Genomic DNA, 20376 nt, shown 5'->3' with positions numbered 1-20376 from the left:
GGGCGCCGGGCGGGGTGGACACTGGGAGCGGGCGACCCGTCCGACCGGGCGAGCCCCGGGAGGAGGCCGCGATGGCCGTGATGACCACGTGCCTGTGGTTCGCCACCCAGGCGGAGGAGGCCGCCGAGTTCTACTGCTCGGTGTTCCCCGACTCGCGCGTGGTCGCCGTGGACACCAGCCCCGTCGACACGCCCGGGCCGAGGGCGGGGGACGTGCTCACCGTGGAGTTCGAGCTCGACGGGCGGCCGTTCATCGCGCTCAACGGCGGCTCGGACCCCGAGTACACCGACGCGATCTCCCTGGAGATCCGGTGCGCCGACCAGGCGGAGATCGACCACTACTGGAACGGCCTGCTCGCGGGAGGGGGCCGTGAGGTGCAGTGCGGGTGGCTGATCGACCGCTTCGGAGTGCGGTGGCAGGTCGCGCCGCAGTCCCTCTACGATCTGTGGCGCGGCGAGGACCGGGAGGCGGCGGCGCGCGCGTTCGCGGTGATGATGGACATGGTGAAGCTGGACGTGTCGGCCCTCGAGGCGGCGGCTGCGGGCACCGACGCCTGACTCGGACTCCCGCCCGCCAGCCCTACGAAATTCGCTATTCGCATTCCGGATCCGCTACTCGAATTGGAGTAGCGCCCTGTGACTCAGGCTGGTTGTGAGTCGGCGATGGGCGCTGGCGGGAGGGTGTCGAGATGACGGTGGTTGTTCCATCACGCGAGCGCAGCGTTGAGGAGAGGCGGCGGTTGGCGCTTGAGTATGTCGAGTGCCGGTATGGCACCAAGGCCGCGTTTCTGCAGGAGCACCGGATCGCTGAGTGGCAGATGCGGCGGTGGGTGGCCGCGTTGGCTGACGGTGACCTCGACGGGAACGTCATCCCGCGTCAGACTGGGGAGATGACCAGGGAAGATGCAGCTGAGGTTAGGCGTCTGAACGCCAGAATCGCCAAGCTGGAAACGGAATTGGATTCCGAGCGCAAGGTCGTTGATGCGCTGGGAAAAGCTATATCGGTCATGCACTCACTTGGCGTGGCCGACGACGGGGAGGACCCGACTGGACCGAGCAGCAGCGGCGAGAGCACGAGGAGCTGATCGCGGCCGAGAACGCCCTGCTGGAGGAACTCAAGGCGGCAGGCCGAAGTCAGCGGTCGGCGCTGGCAATGATCGGCCTGTCCCGGGGCTCGTTTCATGTTCGGCGCAAGCCCCGACCCCGGGTGGCGGAGCCGATCGCCCACGCCGATCGCAAGCAGCCCCATGCGTTGACTGAGGCAGAATCAGCGCAGGTCGCCGATACGGTCAACGCCTCGCTGGCGAAGGGGCGTAGTGTGCGGCAGGCCTGGTACGAGCACATCGATACCGGACCGGTGCTGGCCAGTCAGGCGACCTTTCAGCGGGTGGCCGCCAAGGTGCGCACCACCCCTGTCCGTCGACGACGACGCCCCAACGCGCCCCGGGATAGCCCCACACTGCAGGCCCGCCGGCCCGATCAGGTGTTGTGTTGGGACATCTCGTTCCTGCCCGGACGCACAACCAGACAGAGCTTTGCGCTGTACTCGGTAATCGACCTGTACTCCCGCAAGATCGTCGGATGGACGATCCAGACCCGCGAAGACCGCTACATCGCCGCTGAACTTCTGACCACCATCGTCGATGCCTCAGGCGGCAAGGTCGAAATCGTTCACTCCGACAACGGCTCGGCCATGACCTCCAAGCACGTACGCGGCGAACTCGAGAACAGAAGCGTGACCTGCTCGTACATCCGGCCCGGGGTCAGTAACGACAACGCCTACATCGAATCGTGGTTCGCCACGGTCAAGAGCGCGCACGCCTACCCGCGGGCCTTCCGTGACCTCGATCATGCCACCGAGTGGATCGCCGAATGGGTTGAGTACTACAACCATCGACACCATCACGGCGGACTGGCCGGCTACACCCCGGCGTCCGTTCACGACGGCACCTGGGTCGACACGGCCCGCGCCCGGCAGACCAGGCTCGATGAGCACTACCGCCAGCACGCGGGCCGCTACCGCAAACGACCCCAGATCCCCACCCCGAACACCACCGTCACGATCAACCTGGCAAACGATGGCTCACGACTGACGATCCCACCGATCGCCGCAACCCTCATCGCCGCCTGAATGACTCACAACAGGTTGACAATCACCGCGGATCCGGAAAACGGGTAGCAGATCTGCGGGAACCCGGGAACGCGGGCAGGTCAGAGGCCGGGGCGCTTGCCGATCGTCAGCGTGACCTCGCCGGTGTGGGCGAAGAAGTCCTCGCCCTTGTCGTCCACCACGATGAAGGCGGGGAAGTCCTCGACGTCGATCTTCCACACCGCCTCCATGCCGAGCTCCTCGTACTCGAGGATCTCCACGTGCTTGATGCAGTCCTGCGCCAGGCGAGCGGCCGGACCACCGATCGAGCCCAGGTAGAACCCGCCGTGGGTCGCGCACGCGTCGGTGACCTGCTTGGACCGGTTGCCCTTGGCCAGCATCACCATGGATCCGCCCGCCGCCTGGAACTGCTCGACGTAGGAGTCCATCCGGCCGGCGGTGGTGGGCCCGAACGACCCCGACGGCATGCCCTCCGGGGTCTTGGCCGGGCCCGCGTAGTACACGGGGTGGTCCTTGAGGTACTGCGGCATCTCCTCGCCGGCGTCGAGGCGCTCCTTGATCTTGGCGTGGGCGATGTCGCGGGCCACGACGAGCGGGCCGGTGAGCGACAGGCGGGTCTTCACCGGGTGCTTGCTCAGCTCGGCGAGGATCTCCGGCATGGGCTTGTTGAGGTCGATCTTCACCGCGGCGCCCTTGCCGGTACCGGAGATGCCGTCGGTGGCGGCGTCGAGCTCGGCGTCGGTGGTGGCGGGCAGGTACTGACCCGGGTTGAACTCGAGCTGCTCGAGGAACACGCCCTCGGGGGTGATCTTGGCCTTGGCCTGACGGTCGGCCGAGCACGACACCGCGAGCGCCACCGGCAGGGACGCGCCGTGGCGGGGCAGGCGGACCACGCGGACGTCGTGGCAGAAGTACTTGCCGCCGAACTGCGCGCCGATCCCGATCTGCTGGGTGAGCTCGAAGACCTTTTCCTCGAGCCCGACGTCGCGGAAGCCACGCCCGGTCATCGCGCCCTCGCGGGGGAGCTCGTCCAGGTAGTGCGCCGAGGCGAGCTTGGCGGTCTTCAGCGCGAACTCCGCCGAGGTACCGCCCACGACGATCGCCAGGTGGTACGGCGGGCACGCGGCGGTGCCGATGGAGCGGATCTTCTCCTCGATGAACTGCATCATCCGGTCGGGGTTCAGGATCGCCTTGGTCTCCTGGTACAGGAACGACTTGTTGGCCGACCCGCCACCCTTCGCCATGAAGAGGAACTTGTAGGCGTTCTCGCCGCCCGGGGTGGTGTTGGCGCCGATCTCGATCTGCGCGGGCAGGTTGGACCCGGTGTTCTTCTCGTCCCACATGGTGAGGGGGGCGTTCTGCGAGTAGCGCAGATTGAGCCGGGTGAAGGCGTCGTACACGCCGCGGGCGACGGCCTTCTCGTCCGGACCGGGCGTGAGCACGTGCTGGCCGCGCTCGCCCTTGACGATGGCCGTACCGGTGTCCTGGCACATCGGGAGCACGCCGCCCGCGGCGATGTTGGCGTTCTTGAGCAGGTCCAGGGCGACGAACTTGTCGTTGTCGCTGGCCTCGGGGTCGTCGAGGATCTTGGCGACCTGGGCCAGGTGGTCACTACGGAGGTAGTGGGAGATGTCGTGCATCGCCGTCTCGGTGAGCAGACGGATGGCCTCGGGATCCACCCGCAGGAAGGTCATCCCGTCGGGGCCCTCGACCGTCGACACGCCCTCGGTGGTGAGGAGGCGGTACTCGGTGGTGTCCTCCCCGACGGGAAGAAGGTCCTCGTAGAGGAAGTCGGCCATCAGGGGCTCCTATTTCTGGAGGTGGACAAACTTCCCCCAGGATAGTGGCCGGGGTCACGGGGTCAGAATCGGGTGTGGAGCAGGGGGACGAACCGGTACCCGCCGTGCTCGGTCACATCGATGCCGTCATCGGTCCGGCGTACGCGGTGCATCACCCCGGCCCAGGGCGCCACCATGACGCCGTCCACGGTGAGCTGGTCGACGAGCTCCGAGGGGAGGTCGTCGGCCATCGCGGAGACGAGGATGCGGTCGAACGGGGCGAGGGAGGGGAGGCCCAGCGTCCCGGGCTTGGCGGGGTGGACACGTACCCAGGGTTGTCGTATCGCCGCCCGGGAGCGTTCGACCAACTCGGGGACGAGTTCGACAGCGGACACGGAGGAATCGGGCCCCCCGAGTTCGCCGAGGATCGCCGAGGTCCACCCGCTGCCCGAGCCCACGTCGAGCACCCGCATCCCGGGGAACGGCTCGAGGAGCGAGAGCATCGCCGCGACCGTCGACGGCTGTGAGTTGGTCTGCCCGAACCCGATCGGTAGCGGGGCGTCGAGTTCGTGGTCGGCCACGACCTCCGGCGGGAGGAATCGACGGCGATCCTGCGCGCGCATCGCCTCCGGGATGCTCGGGGTGCTCACCGCGAGACCTCCTCCCCCCGGGCATGGCGGCAAGGCTGATCGCCCCGCCCGGGCTCTATGCCTCGCCGAGGACGCGCGTCTCGCCGTCGGGGTCGAGGTCGTCGATCTGGTCGCGGGGCTCCTCGGCGACGCCCTTGTCCTCGGGCTCCGCGGTGTCGACGTCGGGGCGCTCGGCAGACAGCTTCTCGTCGAGGGTGTCGTTCTCCTCGACGGGCTTCCACGACTCCGGCGCGTCGACGGTGAGGTCCTCACCGTCGGTCGAGATGGTGTCGGCGTCGAGTCCTTCGCTGCCGTCGAGCGTGTTCTCGTCGTAGTCGCCGTCGGTGTCCTGGTCGTACTCGCGTTCGGTGCTCATGCCGTCGATTGTGCGTCGTCCGCCAGCTCTTCGCATCCGGTCGCCCCATACCCCCGGGGAGCCGGAGAGCCACCCGCTAACCGAGGGCTGCGGGGCGGACGATGCTCTCCAAGTGAGGTAAGCCATACTTAAGACTTGCCCAGGAGCCGCGAGGGTGTTTAAGGTGAGCCTAACCTTCCGAACCAACCTTGGAGTGACATGAAGCGATTCCCCAAGATCGTCGCAGCGACGGCCGCCATCGCCCTGACCGGTGGCGCATTGACCGCCTGCGGGAGCTCGGATGCACAGTCCGCCGGGAACGAGGGTGAGGGGCCGACCCGCGTCGTGCTCACCAGCCACGCCGCGGCCGACACGCTGGATGAGCTCGATCTCGAGGATCGCGTCGTCGGCCTGGTCAAGACCGGGGTCTTCCCGGAGGCGCTGGACGCCTACGCGGGCGACGAGTACTCGGACATCGGCAGCCTCAAGGAGCCGAAGATGGATGTGATCGCGGAACTGGGGCCCGACCTCATCCTGTTCGGCAACCGCACCCGCGCGATGGAGCCCGAGTTCGCCAAGATCTCCGACCAGGTGATCGCCGGCGATCCGGACACCGCCGAGACGATCGCCTCCAACCGCGCCAAGGTGGAGGAGATCGCCGCGCTGTTCGGGGCCGAGGACAAGGCCGCGGACGAGCTCGCCGAGATCGACGAGATGGTCACCGAGACCCGCGCCAAGGCCGAGGGCGCGGGCACAGCGCTGGTGCTCATGACCTCCGGTGGCAAGGTCACGGGGTACGGACCGGGTTCACGCTTCGACCTCATCTTCAACGAGCTCGGCATGACGCCCGCCGGTGAGCTCGAGTCCGAGGGCAGCCACGGCGCGCCGCTGAGCTGGGAGCAGATCGCCGAGCTGAACCCCGACCACGTCTTCGTCATCGACCGCGACGCCGCGATCGGCGCCGAGGGAGAGGCCGCGACCGCCCTGCTCGACAACCCGCTGTTCAACCGGACCAACGCCGCGACCAACGACAACGTCCACTTCCTGGACGGCCAGAACTGGTACCTCGTCGGAGGCGGCATCGGCGTCCTCGAGTCGATGATCGACGAGATCGACTCCGCCGTCTCCTGACGGTGGGAGTCCACTTCTCATGACGACGACCCTGGTCGAGCGCCGACCGCAGCGCACCTCGCTGTGGCCGGCGCTCGGCGTCGTCGCGCTCGTGCTCTCGCTCGTCGCGAGCGTGTTCGTCGGCGCGGCCGACATCACCGTGTGGGACGCGCTCACCGGCGGGCTCACCGAGGCGCACCGCGTCTATCTCGTCGAGGCCCGTCTGCCCCGCACCGCCGCCGCCGCCCTCGCGGGGGCGCCGCTGGCGATCGCCGGTCTGCTCATGCAGTTGCTCACCCGCAACCGCTTCGTCGAACCGTCGACCGCGGGGACCGTCGAATCGGCGGGGCTGGGCCTGGTGGTGGTGGCGATCATCGCACCGGGCGCCCCGATCGTGGCCAAGATGCTCGTGGCCATGGTGTTCGCGCTCGCCGGGACCGCCCTGTTCCTCGCCTGCATCCGTCGCGTCCCCGTCTCGGACTCCTTCGTGGTGCCGCTCATCGGCATCATGCTCGGGTCCGTGATCGGGGCGGTCGCAGCCTTCCTGGCCCTGTCGCGCGACCTTCTCCAGATGCTCAACTCGTGGATGCTCGCCGACTTCTCGGCGGTCCTGGCCGGGCGGTACGAGCTGCTGTGGCTGGTGGCGGTCCTCGGTGTCCTCGCCTACATCGCCGCTGACCGCTTCACCGTGGCGGGACTGGGTGAGGACGTCTCGACCGGTCTCGGGCTCGACCACAAGACCGTCGTCGCCGCCGGGATGGCGATCGTGGCCGCGGTCGCCGCCGTCGTCGTGGTCACCGTCGGTGCCCTCCCGCTCCTCGGGCTCGTCGTTCCCAACGTCGTCTCACGACTGGTCGGGGACGACGCCCGTCGGGGACTGCCCCTCGTGGCACTGCTCGGCGCGGTCACCGTCCTGATCTGCGACATGGTGGGCCGGTCGCTGCCCGGGCTGTTCGCCGGCGGCGCCCCCGGTGCCGGCGAGATCCCCGTCGGGACGATCGTCGGGATCCTCGGCGGCGCCGTGTTCCTGGCCATGATGCTGAGAGGGGTGCGCAATGCCTGAGACCGCCATCCTCGTCGCACCGCCGGAGAGCCTCACCCGGGGGCGGACGAGAGCGGAAGCCGACCGCCGTCGACGGTGGATCGTGACCCTCGTGTGTGCTGTCGCGGCCATCGCGGCGCTCGCCGCACTCGTCCTCTCCGGGCTGCCGGACACCGTCGGTTCCAGGGCGTGGTCCTACTCCCTCGACCGACTGTCGCGCCACGCGGTGGCGATCGTCCTGGTCTCGGTCGCGGTCGGGGTCTCGACGGTGATCTTCCAGACCGTCACCGGCAACCGGATCCTCACGCCGGCGCTGATGGGTTTCGACTCGCTGTACCTGCTCATCCAGACCATGCTCGTGTTCTTCATGATCCCGCGCGATGCCGCCGTCATCGGGGGCCTGACGAGCGGCGGTCTCTCCGGGTTCCTCGGTCAGACCGCGATCATGGTGGTCGCGTCGACCTCGCTGTACCTGTGGCTGCTCGGCGGTCGGAGAACCGATATCCACCTGCTGCTGCTGGTGGGTGTGGTGTTCGGCGTGTTCTTCCGCTCCGCCTCCTCGTTCTTCCAGCGCCTGCTGGACCCGGCTGCCTACCTGCAGATCCAGGACGCCATGTTCGCGAGTTTCCGCGGCGTCCAACTCGACGTACTGGTGGCGTGCGGGGTCATCGTGGTGGGTGGACTCGTCGCCGTGGCGATCCTCGGCCGTCGACTCGACGTGATGCTGCTGGGGCGCGATCCCGCCGTCGCGCTCGGCGTCAACCACCGCCGGGTCACCATCGTGGTCCTGGTGGTGGTCTCCTTCCTGGTGTCCGCCTCCACGGCCCTGATCGGGCCGGTGATGTTCTTCGGGCTCATCGTCGCCAACGCGGCCTACGCCCTGCTCGGCACCACCCTGCACCGGTTCACCCTGCCGGTGGCCTCGCTGCTGGGCGTGATCGCCCTGGCTGGGGGCGAGATGGTCCTCGGCGCCCTCGGCGTCGAGTCCGCCCTGAGCATCGTCATCGAATTCGCCGGCGGCCTGCTGTTCCTGTTCCTGCTCCTGACCAACCGCGCACGCTGAAAGAGAGGCACATCATGTCCCTTGTCCCGTTCCGACGCCGCGACGACCGATCCGGTGAGAACCGGTGGTCGGCCGGGTGCGGTATCGAGGCGCGGTCGGTGTGTTCGTCCTACGGCGACACCCGGGTCCTGCACGACGTGACCGCGTGCTTCGCGCACGGTGGCGTGACGTCTCTCATCGGGCCCAACGGCGCAGGAAAGTCGACGCTGCTGGGTGTCATGAGCCGGCTCCAGGCGGCGGATTCCGGAACGGTGCTCGTCGACGGCGTCGACGTGTCGGTCAACGGTGGGCGTGAGCTGGCCCGCCGCCTCGCGGTGCTCCGCCAGGAGAACGCCGTCTCCATCCGACTCACCGTGCGGGAGCTGGTCGGATTCGGCCGGTTCCCCCACAACGGTGGCAGGCCCGGCCCAGACGACGCCGAGCACGTCGACTACGCCCTGGGGGCGATGGAACTCGAGGACCTCGCCGACCGGTATCTCGACGAGTTGTCCGGTGGCCAGCGCCAACGGGCGCACATAGCGATGGTGCTGGCACAGGACACGGACTACGTCCTGCTGGACGAGCCTCTGAACAACCTCGATCTCCGGCACGCCACCTCGATCATGCGGTTGCTGCGTCGCACCGCCGCGGAGCGGGGCAAGACCATCGTGCTCGTCATCCACGACATCAACATCGCCGCCGCGTACTCGGACCGGATCATCGCCATGAAGGACGGGCGGATCGTCTCCGACGGCACCCCGGCCGAGATCATGCGCACCGATGTCCTCAAGGCTGTCTACGACATGGAGATGCAGGTCGCCGAGGTCGCCGGGCGGTACGTGGCCCTGTACTTCGACGGGGAGGACGAGTTGGAGGAGTGTGGCGCGGCGTTGTCCACCGCCTGAGCCCCCGGCCTGATGCCGCTGCCTGATCCGGCCACACGGTGCCGGGCGACCGGTGGGATGACGCCGCAGTCCGGTTAGAGTGTCGTACTCGCAAGGGGTGGGTAGTCCCACGCCTGACCGGAGAGGAGACCTCGCATGGCGCCGCTGTCGGTCGTCACCATAGTCCTCGCAGGTGGAGCCGGTTCCCGGCTCCGCGCGCTCACCCGGGACCGGGCCAAGCCGGCCGTCCCCTACGGGGCCGGGTACCAGCTGGTGGACTTCTCCCTGAGCAATGCCGCGAACTCGGGCCTGAGGGATGTCTGGGTGGTGCAGCAGTTCCACCCGGTGTCCCTGGGGTCCCATCTGCGGAGCGGCCGCCCGTGGGATCTCGATCGACTCGACGGCGGGCTGCTGGTGCTGCACCCGTCGCAGGGCACGGGCCGGGACGGGTTCCACTCGGGGACCGCGGACGCACTGTGGAAGCAGATCGAGCCCCTGCGCGAGGCGGCCCCGGACGTCACGGTCGTGGTCAGTGCGGACGCGGTGTACCGCCTCGACTACGACGAGTTGGTCCGTGACCACCTGGACTCGTTCGCCGAGCTCACCATGGTCACCACTCGGGTGGCCCCCGAGGACGCCTCCCGCTACGGCGTGGTCCGGGTGGGCGAGGACGGGGCCGTCACCGAGTACCGCTACAAGCCGGACGATCCGGACGGCGATCTGATCTGCGCGGAGATCTTCGTCTTCAACACGACCGCCCTCATCAGCTACCTCGAGCGGGCCCACGAGGACGTCGTCACCGCCGGCGGCGCCGGGGACCTGGGCGACATCGGGGACAACATCCTGCCCGCCATGGTCGGGGCGGGGCACGCCCGGGAGTGGCGGCACGAGGGGTACTGGCGGGACGTGGGGACCGTCGAGTCCTACTGGGCCGGCCACATGGACCTCCTCGGCGAGTCCCCGGTCCACGAGCTGGACGTCCCGGGGTGGTCCCTGCGGACCGCGTCAGCCTTCAGCGGTCCCGCCCGGACCGGGGAGGCGGCGCAGGTCGTCGGGTCACTGCTCGGCCACGGCGCGGTGGTCCACGGGACGGTCGAGCATTCCGTCGTGGGGCCCGGGGCGGTCATCGAAGCGGGTGCGAGGGTCCGCGACAGTGTCATCCTGCCGGGTGCCGTGGTCCGGTCCGGGGCGCGCGTGGAGACCGCGGTCGTCGACGCCGACGTGGAGGTCCCCGTCGACGCGAGGATCGGCGAGCATCAGGCCGGTCCGACCGAGGCGACGGTGCGCGTCGCGCTGTTGGGGACCGCGCCGGACGGTCCCCGTCCGCCGGGGTTCACCCTGGACCCGGGGACCCTCGATCCGCCCGACGACGACGACGAGGACCGCACCGTCTGATACGGCGGCGTCGGATCCCCGGTCCGAACCGGTGGTGAGGTCGGCCACCCGGGACCTGTCGTCGGGCTAGGCTCGCGCACATGCGATTCGGACTCTTCCTGCCCCAGGGGTGGCGCCTCGATCTGGTCGACGTGCCGGCCGCCCGTCACTGGCCCGTCATCTCCGACCTGGCAGCCCGCGCCGACGCCGGGCAGTGGGAGTCGCTGTGGGTGTACGACCACATGCACACCGCGCCCCTCACCTCGACCGAGGCGACGCACGAGGCATGGAGCCTGATGTCGGCGCTCGGTGCGACCACTTCCCGGGTCCGGCTGGGTCAGATGTGCACGTGCCTCGGATACCGCAACCCGGCATTGCTGGCGAAGGTCGCCGCGACGGTCGACCACATCTCCGGCGGCCGGGTGGAGATGGGGATCGGCGCGGGCTGGTACGAGCACGAATGGCGAGCGTACGGCTACGGATTCCCTTCCGCGGGTGAGCGGTTGGCCATGCTCGACGAGGGTGTGCGCATCCTGTCCGAGGCGTGGTCCGACGGTGTGGTCTCACTCGACGGCGAGCACTACCGGGTCGACGGGGCGATCGTGCAGCCGACGCCTCTGCAGGAGAGCGGCATACCCCTGTGGATCGCGGGCGGGGGCGAGCGCAAGACCCTCCGCACCGCCGCGAGGTACGCGGATTACACCAATTTCGACGGCACCGCCGAGGGCTTCGACCATAAGTCGAAGGTGCTGTTCGGACACTGTCGGGACATCGGTCGTGACCCGGCGGAGATCACCCGGACCGCGAACTACAACGTGGCGATCGGGGAGACCGAGAAGGACGTCGCGGATCGGCTGGCGTACCTGAAGGACCGGATGGCGACGCACGTCGGTGAGGACGAGGCAGAGCTCCAGCTCGGCGCGTACCGCGGGCTCCCGGCGGTGGGGACGCCGGAGCAGATCGTCGAGAAGCTGACCGAGATCAAGGCGTTGGGAATGGAGTACGGCATCTTCTACTTCCCCGAGATCGCCACCGACACCTCCGGACTCGAGTTGTTCGAGCGCGAGGTCATCCCGGCCCTGTCCTGAAACCGCCTGGGTGTGCCGCCGCACCGCGGGGTCCGGATCGACGAGAGCAGGTGTCAGTGACGAGGAACGTCGAGTACGAGGAGCGTCCGGCCGAGGCGGTCCTCGACCACATCACGCCGGGGATGCACGTCATCGTGCCCATCCAGAACGCCGCCCCGCCCGCGCTGCTGCGGGCGCTGGACGCCGGGGCCGCCGGACTGGAGGACGTGACGGTCCACCACATGGATCCCTGGGAGTCGCTGCCGTTCATGGAGGGGGCCTACCCGGGCAGGCTCCGGCATGTCGACTACTTCCTGGGTCGCGGGTCGCGGGAGAACTTCCACCGGGGCCACTGCGACCTCATCCCCGTCGATTTCGCGCAGGTGCCGGCCACGCTGCGCGAGTTCTCTCCTCCCGGTCTGGCAATCGCCACAGTGTCGGAGATCGACGAGCACGGTTTCTTCTCGATGGGCACGAACGCCGACTACGTGGCCTCGTTCATCGGCCAGGTGCCGTTCTTCGTCGAGGTCAACTCCCACATGCCCCGCACCTTCGGGCGCAACCACATCCACATCTCCCAGGTGGTGGGCGTGACCCGCAACGACACCCCGATGATCACCATGGAGGCGCCGCCACCGGGGGAGACGGACAACGCAATAGCGGACGTCATCGCCGAGCGTGTCCCCGACGGGGCCTGTCTCCAACTCGGGGTCGGCAGGTTGCCGAACGCATTCCTGTCCCGGCTGACGGATCACCGTCATCTGGGGATCCACACCGAGGCGTTGTCCGACGGGGTGATGGACCTCGTCGAGGCCGGGGTGATCGACGGGTCGCGCAAGACGGGGCGGCCGTTCAAGCACGTCACCACCTTCGCCCTCGGGTCGCAGCGACTCATGGACTGGCTCCACAACAACCCGTCGGTGGCGATGCTCCCCGTGGACATCGTCAACGACCCGAGGGTGATCGGCCAGGAGCACAATCTCTACTCGATCAACGCGACCAGCGAGGTGGACCTGTTCGGGCAGGCGGCCTCGGAGACCATCGGCGGCCGGTACTGGTCGGGGGCCGGGGGACAGGCGGACTTCGCCCGGGGCTGCACCTTCTCCCCGGGAGGCCACGGGTTCATCGTCACCCCGTCGCAGACCTCCAAGGGCGTCAGCAGGATCTCCCTGTCGCTCACGCCCGGCAGTCCGGTCACCACCCACAAGAACATCATCGAGAACGTCGTCACCGAATTCGGTATCGCGGAGCTGAGGGGCAAGTCGGTCGCCGGGCGGGCCGCGGCGCTGATCGCTGTGGCGCACCCGGATCACCGGGAGCGGCTCAGCCGGGAGGCGCGGGAGGCGGGACTGCTCCCGCGGGCTCACCACTAGTCGCCCCCGGGCGCCGGGCCGGTGCCGCGGGTGCCGGGCGGTTGCCGCCGCAGGCGCGACCGGTGGCACCCGTCTGGGGGCGGGGTTACGTTCCAGACGCAACCCGACCCCTGAAAGGGAGGCAGCTGTGGACCCCATCATCTGGATCATCATCGGGGTGATCGCGCTGATCATCGTGATCGCGCTCATCGCGATGGCCGTCAAGAGCAGCAACCGGAAGAAGCTCACCGAGGCCGCGGAACTGCGGCGCAGCGCACGAGAACGCGAGCAGCAGCTCGAGCAGCAGGACGCGGTCGTCCGCGAGCAGGAGCACAGGGCGGGCGTAGCCGAGCAGGAGGCCCGTGCGAAGGCCGCCGAGGCAGACAAGCTCCGGGTGGAGGCCGAGCGGCAGCGCGGCACCGTCGACGAGCAGAAGCATGATGTCCGGCGGATGGAACAGACCGCCGAGAAGCTCGATCCCAAGGGCCGTGCTGATGACCTCGACCGCGGTCGCGACCACGGCGACCGGGGTCTCACGCACGATCGCGACCACGGTGGCGACCGGGGTCTCACGCACGATCGCGACCACGGTGGCGACCGGGGTCTCACGCACGATCGCGACCACGGTGGCGACCGGGGTCTCACGCACGATCGCGACCATGGCGGCGACCTGAGCCATGATCGCGACCGCGGTCACGATCACGACCGCGGTGCGTTGCGCGGCGACCGGGTCCCCGACGAGGGGCGTGGCCGTGGCACCGACCACGGAGGGATGGCCACCGGGACCGGTATGGGCTCGTCCGCCACTTCCGGGTCCGGTAACGACCCCGGTGACCGGGGCCGCCACGGAGCGGGTGCCGCGGCCGCGGGAGCACCCGGCGCCGGAGTGGGTGACGCCGGCGGGCGTCATGCCCGGACCGACGATGTCCCCGGTGGTTCTGATCCGCAGGCGAGGTCGGGGCACCGGACCGGGACGCCCGGCGACACCGTCGATCCGGACCGTCATCCTGACGACAAGCCGGGCATCGTGGACAAGATGCTGGGCCGGACCCGCGGGGATGAACCCCGCCACTGACCGGAGGAGGCCTCGCGCCTCGGAGCGGCCGCATCGATGAGGGGCCCGTGGGAGGAAGTTCTCCCTCGGGCCCTTCGTGTTGACCCCGTCGGCGGTGCGTCAGGCCGAGACGGCCACGGATCGACCGTTGAGCCCGTGAGCGCCGAACAACGGGCCGTACAGGATTCCGGCGATCAGGGCACCGACGACCGGTGCCACCCAGAACAGCCACAGCTGGCCCGGTGCGCCGCCCCCGTTGAAGAACGCCACGGCCGTCGACCGTGCCGGGTTCACCGATGTGTTGGTGATCGGGATGGAAATGAGGTGGATGAGCGTCAGTGTGAGGCCGATGGCCGCGGGCGCGAAGCCGGCGGGGGCCCGGTGATCGGTGGCGCCGAGGATGACCCAAACGAAGAGGGCCGTGAGCACGATCTCGATGAGCAGCGCCGAGAGCAGGCCGTAGCCGTCGGGCGAGTTGGCCCCGTAGCCGTTGGCGGCCATGCTGCCGGTGGCCTCGAATCCGTCTTTTCCGCTCGCCACGACGAGGATCAGCGCGCCCGCGACCAGACCCCCGACGACCTGACTGACGATGTAGACGGGCACTTTCGCCCAGGGAAGTCGGCCCGCGACCGCGGCGCCGATGGTCACCGCGGGGTTGAAGTGACCGCCCGAGATGTGGCCGAACGCGTACGCACCCGTGAGGACGGTCAGTCCGAACGCGATCGCGACCCCGAGGTATCCCACGCCGACGGGGACGTCGCCGGTATCGGCGGTGGCGATCTGGACGGCCGCGAACACGGCGGTGCCGCAACCGCCGAGGACGAGCCAGAAGGTGCCGATCAGCTCGGCGGCGATGACCGCGGTGGTGGCCGGGGCGGTAGACGAGGTTGCCGGGGGCGAATCAGACATGAGGTGACCTCCGGTCCTGGCCTCCGTTCGAACGGAGGAGCGGGAACTCCGGGCGTGGGTCCCTGCGCGCTACGCTAGCGTGCTCTATCGGCCCCAGAGAGGTTTCCGCCAGCCGGTGTGTGGCAGGGCCGTAAGGCGGCCCGAGGGGATCAGGGTGCCAAGAGGTGAGGAAGCGCCTGCCCTGCGGTGGCCCGGACGTGAACCGAGACCTCGGAGCCGAGTCCCGAGGGGCCCGGGTTCACCTCGACCACCGGGATCCGGGCGTCGGCGGCGAGTCCGGGTAGTGACGCCGCGGGGTGGACCAGGCCGGAGGTGCCGACGACGAGCACCGCCGCGGCCGAGGTGACCGCGTCGACTGCCGCGTCCCAGGGCCGGCCCGGGAGCATCTCGCCGAACCACACGACGCCCGGTCGGGCGCGCCCGCCACACCGGTCGCAGCTCGGCGGGGTGAGGCTGTCGACGGGCTCGGCGGGAGGAGGGCCGACCTCCATCGGAGCGTCGCAGGTGTCGCAGTGGTGGGCGAACAGACTCCCGTGAACGTGGTGCACCCGGCTCGATCCGGCGCGCTCGTGGAGGTCGTCGACGTTCTGCGTGACCACCACGACGTCACGGTGGGCCTGGGCGCGGGCCACCGCGACGTGCCCGGCATTCGGCTCCGCGCCGGAGACCAGGCGCTCACGCCAGCGGTACCAGGCCCAGACGGTGTCCCGGTCGCGTGCCCAGGCCTCCGGCGTGGCCAGTGCGGACGGGTCGTACCGCTCCCACAGGCCGGTCTGGGCGTCGCGGAAGGTGGGCACACCACTCTCGGCGCTCATCCCGGCGCCGCTGAGAACGACCAGAGGCCCGTCGCCGGTGAGGGCGAGACGGGCCTCGGTCAGGTCCTGGTCGGCGACGGGGTGGGGCCCGCTACCGTCGGCGGTCACCGGACGAACGCGGTCCCCACGGTGGGGAAGGCGACGCAGTTGGCGGTCCCGCCCTCCTCCAGGTTCGTGGTGACGCCACCCTGCAGGAGCATGAGAACCTGGCCCGGGCCCGTGTCGGCGACCCCGTTGACGGTGGCGGGGCCACCCTCGTTGAGGCCGTTGTACCCGAGGACGGTGGTACCGCGACGACCGTTGTTGACGTTGATCCAGTCGACGGTCATGGGCTGGGCCTGCTGGGCCGCGACACCCTCGGTGCCCAGGGCGGTGAAGATGAAACCGAGATGGCCGGGGGCGATGCCGGGCAGCGGCAGATCGGCCGGGCCGGGCACGGCGGTCGCGGCACCGACGGCGGTCTGCTCACCGCCGATGCACTGCTGCATGATCGTGGGGTAGGCGAACTGCGCGATGACCGGGCCGTTCTCGGGAATCGGGGTGCCGGGTTCGCCGGTGCCACGGAAGAACCCGACGGCGCGGGCGATGGTGCCCCGGGTCTCCTCGGGGATCCACTGCTGCTCGGCGAGGTTCTCGATCGCCTGGAGCACGGGCTCGGTCGGGCGTCCCAGTTCGTCGAGCGACTGCGCGCTGGCGGTGGCGGGTGCGGCGAGACCGACCGCGACGGCGGCGACGGCCCCGAGACCGATGGTCCGGAACGAGGTCCTGAGCGAGTGGCGGATCACTGGCGAGTCCATTCTTCGGATGGGCGGGCGGACCGGCGGACGGGCCGACCGGTCGACCGCTAGATATTCTCATAAGTGTCCCGAGTCACGGGCACCGGGAGTCGGGAAGAGGAGCGTTCTGGTGCTGATGTTACAGAAGTTATTCGTGATGTAAATAACACACAGGGCGTCCGCACTGTCGGGGTGGTCTCAGGATGGGGGGATCGTCCGGATCAGCGGGTAAAGTGGATCCGCACGCGCGCTCGACCGGACGCGCCTGTGGATCGCGGCTGACTAGCGCCGTCGATTCCCACCACCAGCCCGGCGGCCCACGAGCCGCCCCGGGCGCCCGTAAGCCTCCGAGGGAGAACCCAGCGTATGGCCTTGACCGAGTTCCGCAACGTCGCAATCGTCGCCCACGTCGACCACGGGAAGACGACACTCGTCGACGCGATGCTGCGCCAGTCCGGCGCGTTCGACGAACGCGCGGAGCTCGTGGACCGGGTCATGGACTCGGGCGACCTCGAGCGTGAGAAGGGCATCACGATCCTCGCCAAGAACACCTCCGTGCGACGACACGGCGCGGGTGCGGGTGGCGCCGACCTCGTCTTCAACATCATCGACACCCCGGGCCACGCGGACTTCGGCGGCGAGGTCGAGCGTGGCCTGAACATGGTCGACGGGGTCGTCCTGCTCATCGACTCCTCCGAGGGGCCGCTGCCGCAGACCCGCTTCGTGCTCCGCAAGGCGCTCGCCGCCTCCCTGCCGGTCATCATCGTCGTCAACAAGACCGACCGGCCGGACGCGCGGATCGACGAGGTCGTCGAGGAGGCCCAGGACCTGCTCCTCGATCTCGCGGCCGATCTGGAGGACCCCGCCGCCCAGGCCGCCGCCGAACACGCGCTCGAGCTGCCCGTGGTCTTCGCCTCCGGCCGCGCCGGCAAGGCGTCCACCACCCAGCCGGCCAACGGCCAGGAGCCGGAGGGGGAGAACCTCGACGAGCTGTTCGCGCTCCTCTACGACGTGATCCCCGCCCCCCGCGGGGACGCCGACGCCCCGCTGCAGGCCCACGTCACCAACCTGGACGCCTCCAACTTCCTCGGCCGTATCGGTCTGGTGCGCATCCACAACGGCCGTCTGCGCAAGGGGCAGCAGGTCGCGTGGATCCACAATCTGCCGGGCGGCGAGCAGGAGACCAAGTCCGTCAAGATCTCGGAGCTGCTCAAGACCGACGGTGTCGAGCGGGTGCCCACCGAGGAGGCCGTCGCCGGTGACATCGTCGCGGTCGCCGGTATCAGCGACATCATGATCGGTGACACGCTGGCGGATCCGGAGAACCCGGTCGCCCTCCCGGCCATCACGGTCGACGAGCCCGCCATCTCCATGACCATCGGCGTCAACACCTCGCCCCTGGCCGGCCGGAACGGCGGCAAGAAGCTCACCGCGCGCATGGTCAAGGCGCGCCTCGACCAGGAGCTCGTGGGCAACGTCTCGCTCAAGGTGCTCGACACCGAGCGGCCCGACGACTGGGAGGTGCAGGGTCGTGGCGAGATGGCGCTGTCCATCCTCGTCGAGACCATGCGCCGCGAGGGGTTCGAGCTCACCGTCGGCAAGCCGCAGGTGGTCACCAAGACGATCGACGGCAAGCTCCACGAGCCGTTCGAGCACATGACCATCGACGTCCCCGAGGAGCACCTCGGCGCGGTCACCCAGCTCATGGCCGCCCGCAAGGGCCGCATGGAGCAGATGAGCAACCACGGCTCCGGCTGGGTGCGCATGGAGTTCACCGTCCCCGCACGCGGCCTCATCGGCTTCCGGACCACCTTCATGACCGATACCCGGGGTGCGGGGATCGCCAACTCGTACTCCGCCGGGTACGAGCCGTGGGCCGGGGAGATCCGGGCCCGGCACACCGGTTCGCTGGTCGCGGACCGTGCGGGCAAGGCGACCACGTTCGCGCTGCTCGGGTTGGCCGACCGCGGTGACTTCTTCATCGAGCCCGGCTCCGAGGTCTACGAGGGTGTCGTCGTGGGGGAGAACCCGCGCTCGGAGGACATGGACGTCAACATCACCAAGGAGAAGAAGCTCACGAACATGCGTGCGGCCTCCTCCGACGCCACTGAGACGCTGTCCAAGCACAAGAACCTCTCCCTCGAGGAGGCCATGGAGTTCTGTGCCGTCGACGAGTGTGTCGAGGTGGCCCCCGAGGTGGTCCGCGTGCGCAAGGTCCTGCTCACCGCCAACGAGCGGGCCAAGGCCCGCAGCCGGTCCAAGTCGCGCGACCAGCAGACGGTCGGCTAGACCGGAACCAGATGACGACGAGGGGGGCGTCGGTGCGCCGGCGGGGTGCCGCCGCGGTGTGCGCCGCGCTGGCCCTCGTCGTCGTCACCGGGTGCGTCGCCGACCCGCCCCCGCCGGCGGTGGTGGGCGAGGAGCGCACCGACGGCGCGTCGGTCACCCTCACGGAGGAAGGTCTCCTGCTCGCACTGAACCGGGTGGACCCGGGGTTCAACCCGCACCTCCTGGCCGACCAGGGCGTGGACACCGACCTCGTGGCCTCGCTGCTGCTGCCCAGCGCGTTCGTCCCGGGCCCCGGTGGCGAACGGACGCTCAACCGGGATCTCCTGGTCTCCGCCGCGCGGGTCCCCGGGGCCCCCTCGACCATCCGGTACACGATCGATCAGCAGGCGCAGTGGTCTGACGGTGTCCCCGTCGCGGCCGAGGACTTCGAGTACCTCTGGCGGCAGATGACCACCCAGCCCGGCGTGGTCGATCCGGCCGGGTACGAGAGGATCGTGGAGGTCCGTTCCGGTGCTGGCGGCAAGGTCGTCGACGTGGAGTTCGACGTCGTGCCGGAGCACTGGCGGGGCCTGTTCACCCACCTCCTCCCCGCGCACATCCTCAAGGGTGCGCCCGACGGGTTCCAGGGTTCGATGCAGTTCCTGCCCGTGACGAGCGCGGGTCCGTTCATGGTCCGCACGGCCGACATCGGTCGGGGGCAGATCGAATTCGTGCGCAACGACCGGTACTGGGCCCGCGCGCCCGAGGTCGACCAGATCGTCGTGCGACGGGCCACCGGAGCCGGCCAGCTCGGGGAGTCGCTGAGGGGCGGTCCCGGGGTGATGGCGATCGTCTCGGCGAACCCGGTGGCGGCGGACGTGGCCGCCACGGTCCCGGGAGTGACCACCGCGCCCCTGGAGAGCGCGGCCCAGCTCGAACTCGGGCTGAACACGGTCGCGCCGGCGGTGGCCGATCCGGCGGTCCGTCGCGCGGTGGCCGCGGCGATCGACCCCGAGGTGGTGGGGCGCATCGTCACGCGGGAGGCCGATCCGTCCGTGTCGTCCTTCCCGTTCCCCGCGGGATCGGCCGATACCGTCACCGCTGACGCGGACGCCGTCGAGCGCGCGCTGGGCGACGCCGGCTTCACCCGCACGGGCACGCGCTGGCGACGTGACGGGACCCCGCTGGCCGTGACCCTGGGGGTCGAGGGCGCGGACGAGCGGGCCGTGACCGCTGCCTACACCGTCGCCGACCAACTGCGCTCTGCGGGGATAGGCGCCCGGGTGTGGGAGCTGGACGCGACCGCCCTGTACGCGGACGCCCTCCCGCACGGGCTCGTCGACGGCGTCGTGGGCTGGCAGCGGACCGACGGACGGCCCGAGGTCGCCGCGGTGTCGCGCTTCGCCTGCGCGACCCCCCGGCCGCCACCGGGACGACGACCGCGGTCCCGTCCCGCACGCCGACGACCGTGTCGAGCCTCATCCCGCCCGACCCGGACACGGGGGAGACCCCCGATCGACGGACGAGTGCCACCACCACCGTCACCACGACGCCCACCACCCCCTCGCGCACACTCGGCCGCGGCGCGGCCGCGCGGGCCGGTGACGTCACCGGAGTCTGTGACCCCGAGATCAACCGGGCGCTCGGCGTGGCGGGGCCGGGAGGTCCGTCCGGTCAGGGCGCCCCGCCCGCCCCGGGTGCCGCGGTCGATCTCGCCGCCGCGGGCGACAGGGTCGCCGAACTGGCCCTGCGGGTGCCGCTCGTTCGGCCGGCCCTGCTTCTGGCGGCCGACGGGGTCGATGTGAGCGGGAC

Annotated in this window: 19 protein-coding genes; 13 read left to right on the top strand and 6 right to left on the bottom strand. The window is 69.8% G+C overall.

Features of this window, described 5'->3' with window-relative positions:
* Window positions 1-71 precede the first annotated feature (71 nt).
* The 3 genes from OVA21_RS08860 (at window position 72) to OVA21_RS08850 (ending at window position 2130) form a co-directional block, all read left to right on the top strand.
* Window positions 72-557 carry a VOC family protein gene (locus OVA21_RS08860; protein WP_268092263.1) on the top strand — a complete coding sequence of 162 codons (486 nt, stop codon included), beginning with the start codon at window positions 72-74 and terminating at the stop codon, window positions 555-557.
* Window positions 558-688: 131 nt separating this feature from the next.
* A complete protein-coding gene (locus OVA21_RS08855; RefSeq protein ID WP_061917909.1) occupies window positions 689-1084 on the top strand; it encodes a hypothetical protein in 396 nt (131 codons plus the stop codon).
* On the top strand, window positions 1000-2130 hold the full coding sequence (locus tag OVA21_RS08850; RefSeq protein WP_326493479.1) for an IS3 family transposase: 1131 nt from the start codon (window positions 1000-1002) through the stop codon (window positions 2128-2130). Before OVA21_RS08855 ends, OVA21_RS08850 begins: the two co-directional genes overlap by 85 nt.
* Before the next feature lie 80 nt (window positions 2131-2210).
* Here OVA21_RS08850 and OVA21_RS08845 read toward each other — a convergent pair whose 3' ends face one another.
* The 3 genes from OVA21_RS08845 to OVA21_RS08835 all read right to left on the bottom strand — a co-directional run bounded on the left by OVA21_RS08845 (window position 2211) and on the right by OVA21_RS08835 (window position 4892).
* On the bottom strand, window positions 2211-3908 hold the full coding sequence (locus OVA21_RS08845; RefSeq protein WP_268092262.1) for a fumarate hydratase: 1698 nt from the start codon (window positions 3906-3908) through the stop codon (window positions 2211-2213).
* 62 nt (window positions 3909-3970) lie between these two features.
* Window positions 3971-4537, bottom strand: coding sequence for a protein-L-isoaspartate O-methyltransferase family protein (locus OVA21_RS08840; protein WP_268092261.1), 567 nt, complete (start codon window positions 4535-4537; stop codon window positions 3971-3973).
* A 55-nt stretch (window positions 4538-4592) separates the two neighbouring features.
* The gene (locus tag OVA21_RS08835) at window positions 4593-4892 is read right to left on the bottom strand and encodes a hypothetical protein (protein ID WP_067718488.1); all 300 of its coding nucleotides are present in this window, start codon (window positions 4890-4892) and stop codon (window positions 4593-4595) included.
* Between the two features lie 198 nt (window positions 4893-5090).
* Here OVA21_RS08835 and OVA21_RS08830 point away from each other — a divergent pair, with 198 nt between their 5' ends.
* The 8 genes from OVA21_RS08830 to OVA21_RS08795 all read left to right on the top strand — a co-directional run bounded on the left by OVA21_RS08830 (window position 5091) and on the right by OVA21_RS08795 (window position 13817).
* The gene (locus tag OVA21_RS08830; RefSeq protein ID WP_268092259.1) at window positions 5091-6002 is read left to right on the top strand and encodes a siderophore ABC transporter substrate-binding protein; all 912 of its coding nucleotides are present in this window, start codon (window positions 5091-5093) and stop codon (window positions 6000-6002) included.
* A gap of 19 nt (window positions 6003-6021) precedes the next feature.
* On the top strand, window positions 6022-7044 hold the full coding sequence (locus OVA21_RS08825; RefSeq protein WP_268092258.1) for an ABC transporter permease: 1023 nt from the start codon (window positions 6022-6024) through the stop codon (window positions 7042-7044).
* On the top strand, window positions 7037-8086 hold the full coding sequence (locus OVA21_RS08820) for an iron chelate uptake ABC transporter family permease subunit (protein WP_268092257.1): 1050 nt from the start codon (window positions 7037-7039) through the stop codon (window positions 8084-8086). The genes OVA21_RS08825 and OVA21_RS08820 overlap by 8 nt, the downstream gene beginning before the upstream one ends.
* Before the next feature lie 14 nt (window positions 8087-8100).
* Window positions 8101-8970 (top strand): iron ABC transporter ATP-binding protein, encoded by an 870-nt coding sequence (locus OVA21_RS08815; RefSeq protein ID WP_268092256.1) that lies wholly within the window; start codon window positions 8101-8103, stop codon window positions 8968-8970.
* A 135-nt stretch (window positions 8971-9105) separates the two neighbouring features.
* Window positions 9106-10344 (top strand): glucose-1-phosphate adenylyltransferase family protein, encoded by a 1239-nt coding sequence (locus OVA21_RS08810; RefSeq protein ID WP_268092255.1) that lies wholly within the window; start codon window positions 9106-9108, stop codon window positions 10342-10344.
* 80 nt (window positions 10345-10424) lie between these two features.
* Window positions 10425-11411: an LLM class F420-dependent oxidoreductase gene (locus OVA21_RS08805; RefSeq protein ID WP_268092254.1), complete on the top strand. Its 987-nt coding sequence runs from the start codon at window positions 10425-10427 to the stop codon at window positions 11409-11411.
* Window positions 11412-11533: 122 nt separating this feature from the next.
* Window positions 11534-12763 carry an acetyl-CoA hydrolase/transferase family protein gene (locus tag OVA21_RS08800; protein ID WP_268093127.1) on the top strand — a complete coding sequence of 410 codons (1230 nt, stop codon included), beginning with the start codon at window positions 11534-11536 and terminating at the stop codon, window positions 12761-12763.
* Window positions 12764-12890: 127 nt separating this feature from the next.
* Window positions 12891-13817, top strand: a complete 927-nt coding sequence (locus OVA21_RS08795; protein WP_268092253.1) for a hypothetical protein — start codon at window positions 12891-12893, stop codon at window positions 13815-13817.
* A 99-nt stretch (window positions 13818-13916) separates the two neighbouring features.
* On the opposite strand, the gene aqpZ is transcribed toward OVA21_RS08795, so the two are convergent.
* From aqpZ to OVA21_RS08780, 3 genes are all read right to left on the bottom strand, one after another.
* The gene (aqpZ, locus tag OVA21_RS08790; RefSeq protein WP_268092252.1) at window positions 13917-14705 is read right to left on the bottom strand and encodes an aquaporin Z; all 789 of its coding nucleotides are present in this window, start codon (window positions 14703-14705) and stop codon (window positions 13917-13919) included.
* A 149-nt stretch (window positions 14706-14854) separates the two neighbouring features.
* Window positions 14855-15628: an SIR2 family NAD-dependent protein deacylase gene (locus tag OVA21_RS08785; protein ID WP_442778922.1), complete on the bottom strand. Its 774-nt coding sequence runs from the start codon at window positions 15626-15628 to the stop codon at window positions 14855-14857.
* Window positions 15625-16305, bottom strand: coding sequence for an Rv1157c family protein (locus OVA21_RS08780; protein WP_082924021.1), 681 nt, complete (start codon window positions 16303-16305; stop codon window positions 15625-15627). The genes OVA21_RS08785 and OVA21_RS08780 overlap by 4 nt, the downstream gene beginning before the upstream one ends.
* A 357-nt stretch (window positions 16306-16662) precedes the next feature.
* Here OVA21_RS08780 and typA point away from each other — a divergent pair, with 357 nt between their 5' ends.
* Together typA and OVA21_RS08770 are read left to right on the top strand one after the other, a co-directional pair.
* Window positions 16663-18585 carry a translational GTPase TypA gene (typA, locus tag OVA21_RS08775; protein ID WP_067718464.1) on the top strand — a complete coding sequence of 641 codons (1923 nt, stop codon included), beginning with the start codon at window positions 16663-16665 and terminating at the stop codon, window positions 18583-18585.
* A gap of 11 nt (window positions 18586-18596) precedes the next feature.
* Window positions 18597-20369 carry an ABC transporter family substrate-binding protein gene (locus tag OVA21_RS08770; protein WP_268092251.1) on the top strand — a complete coding sequence of 591 codons (1773 nt, stop codon included), beginning with the start codon at window positions 18597-18599 and terminating at the stop codon, window positions 20367-20369.
* The last annotated feature ends 7 nt before the right edge of the window (window positions 20370-20376 follow it).

The organism is Dietzia sp. SL131 (assembly GCF_026672565.1).
GTDB lineage: Bacteria > Actinomycetota > Actinomycetes > Mycobacteriales > Mycobacteriaceae > Dietzia > Dietzia kunjamensis.
The sequence above is the reverse complement of the archived record's forward strand: the minus strand, read 5'-3'. Positions and strand labels throughout refer to the sequence as shown.

Coding starts and splice junctions, on each gene's coding strand:
- OVA21_RS08805 (WP_268092254.1), top strand. CDS start 10,425: ATGCGATTCGGACTCTTCCTGCCCCAGGGGTGGCGCCTCGATCTGGTC.
- OVA21_RS08800 (WP_268093127.1), top strand. CDS start 11,534: ATGCACGTCATCGTGCCCATCCAGAACGCCGCCCCGCCCGCGCTGCTG.
- OVA21_RS08810 (WP_268092255.1), top strand. CDS start 9,106: ATGGCGCCGCTGTCGGTCGTCACCATAGTCCTCGCAGGTGGAGCCGGT.
- aqpZ (WP_268092252.1), bottom strand. CDS start 14,705: ATGTCTGATTCGCCCCCGGCAACCTCGTCTACCGCCCCGGCCACCACC.
- OVA21_RS08835 (WP_067718488.1), bottom strand. CDS start 4,892: ATGAGCACCGAACGCGAGTACGACCAGGACACCGACGGCGACTACGAC.
- OVA21_RS08815 (WP_268092256.1), top strand. CDS start 8,101: ATGTCCCTTGTCCCGTTCCGACGCCGCGACGACCGATCCGGTGAGAAC.
- OVA21_RS08855 (WP_061917909.1), top strand. CDS start 689: ATGACGGTGGTTGTTCCATCACGCGAGCGCAGCGTTGAGGAGAGGCGG.
- OVA21_RS08845 (WP_268092262.1), bottom strand. CDS start 3,908: ATGGCCGACTTCCTCTACGAGGACCTTCTTCCCGTCGGGGAGGACACC.
- OVA21_RS08830 (WP_268092259.1), top strand. CDS start 5,091: ATGAAGCGATTCCCCAAGATCGTCGCAGCGACGGCCGCCATCGCCCTG.
- OVA21_RS08860 (WP_268092263.1), top strand. CDS start 72: ATGGCCGTGATGACCACGTGCCTGTGGTTCGCCACCCAGGCGGAGGAG.
- OVA21_RS08820 (WP_268092257.1), top strand. CDS start 7,037: ATGCCTGAGACCGCCATCCTCGTCGCACCGCCGGAGAGCCTCACCCGG.
- OVA21_RS08825 (WP_268092258.1), top strand. CDS start 6,022: ATGACGACGACCCTGGTCGAGCGCCGACCGCAGCGCACCTCGCTGTGG.
- typA (WP_067718464.1), top strand. CDS start 16,663: ATGGCCTTGACCGAGTTCCGCAACGTCGCAATCGTCGCCCACGTCGAC.
- OVA21_RS08770 (WP_268092251.1), top strand. CDS start 18,597: ATGACGACGAGGGGGGCGTCGGTGCGCCGGCGGGGTGCCGCCGCGGTG.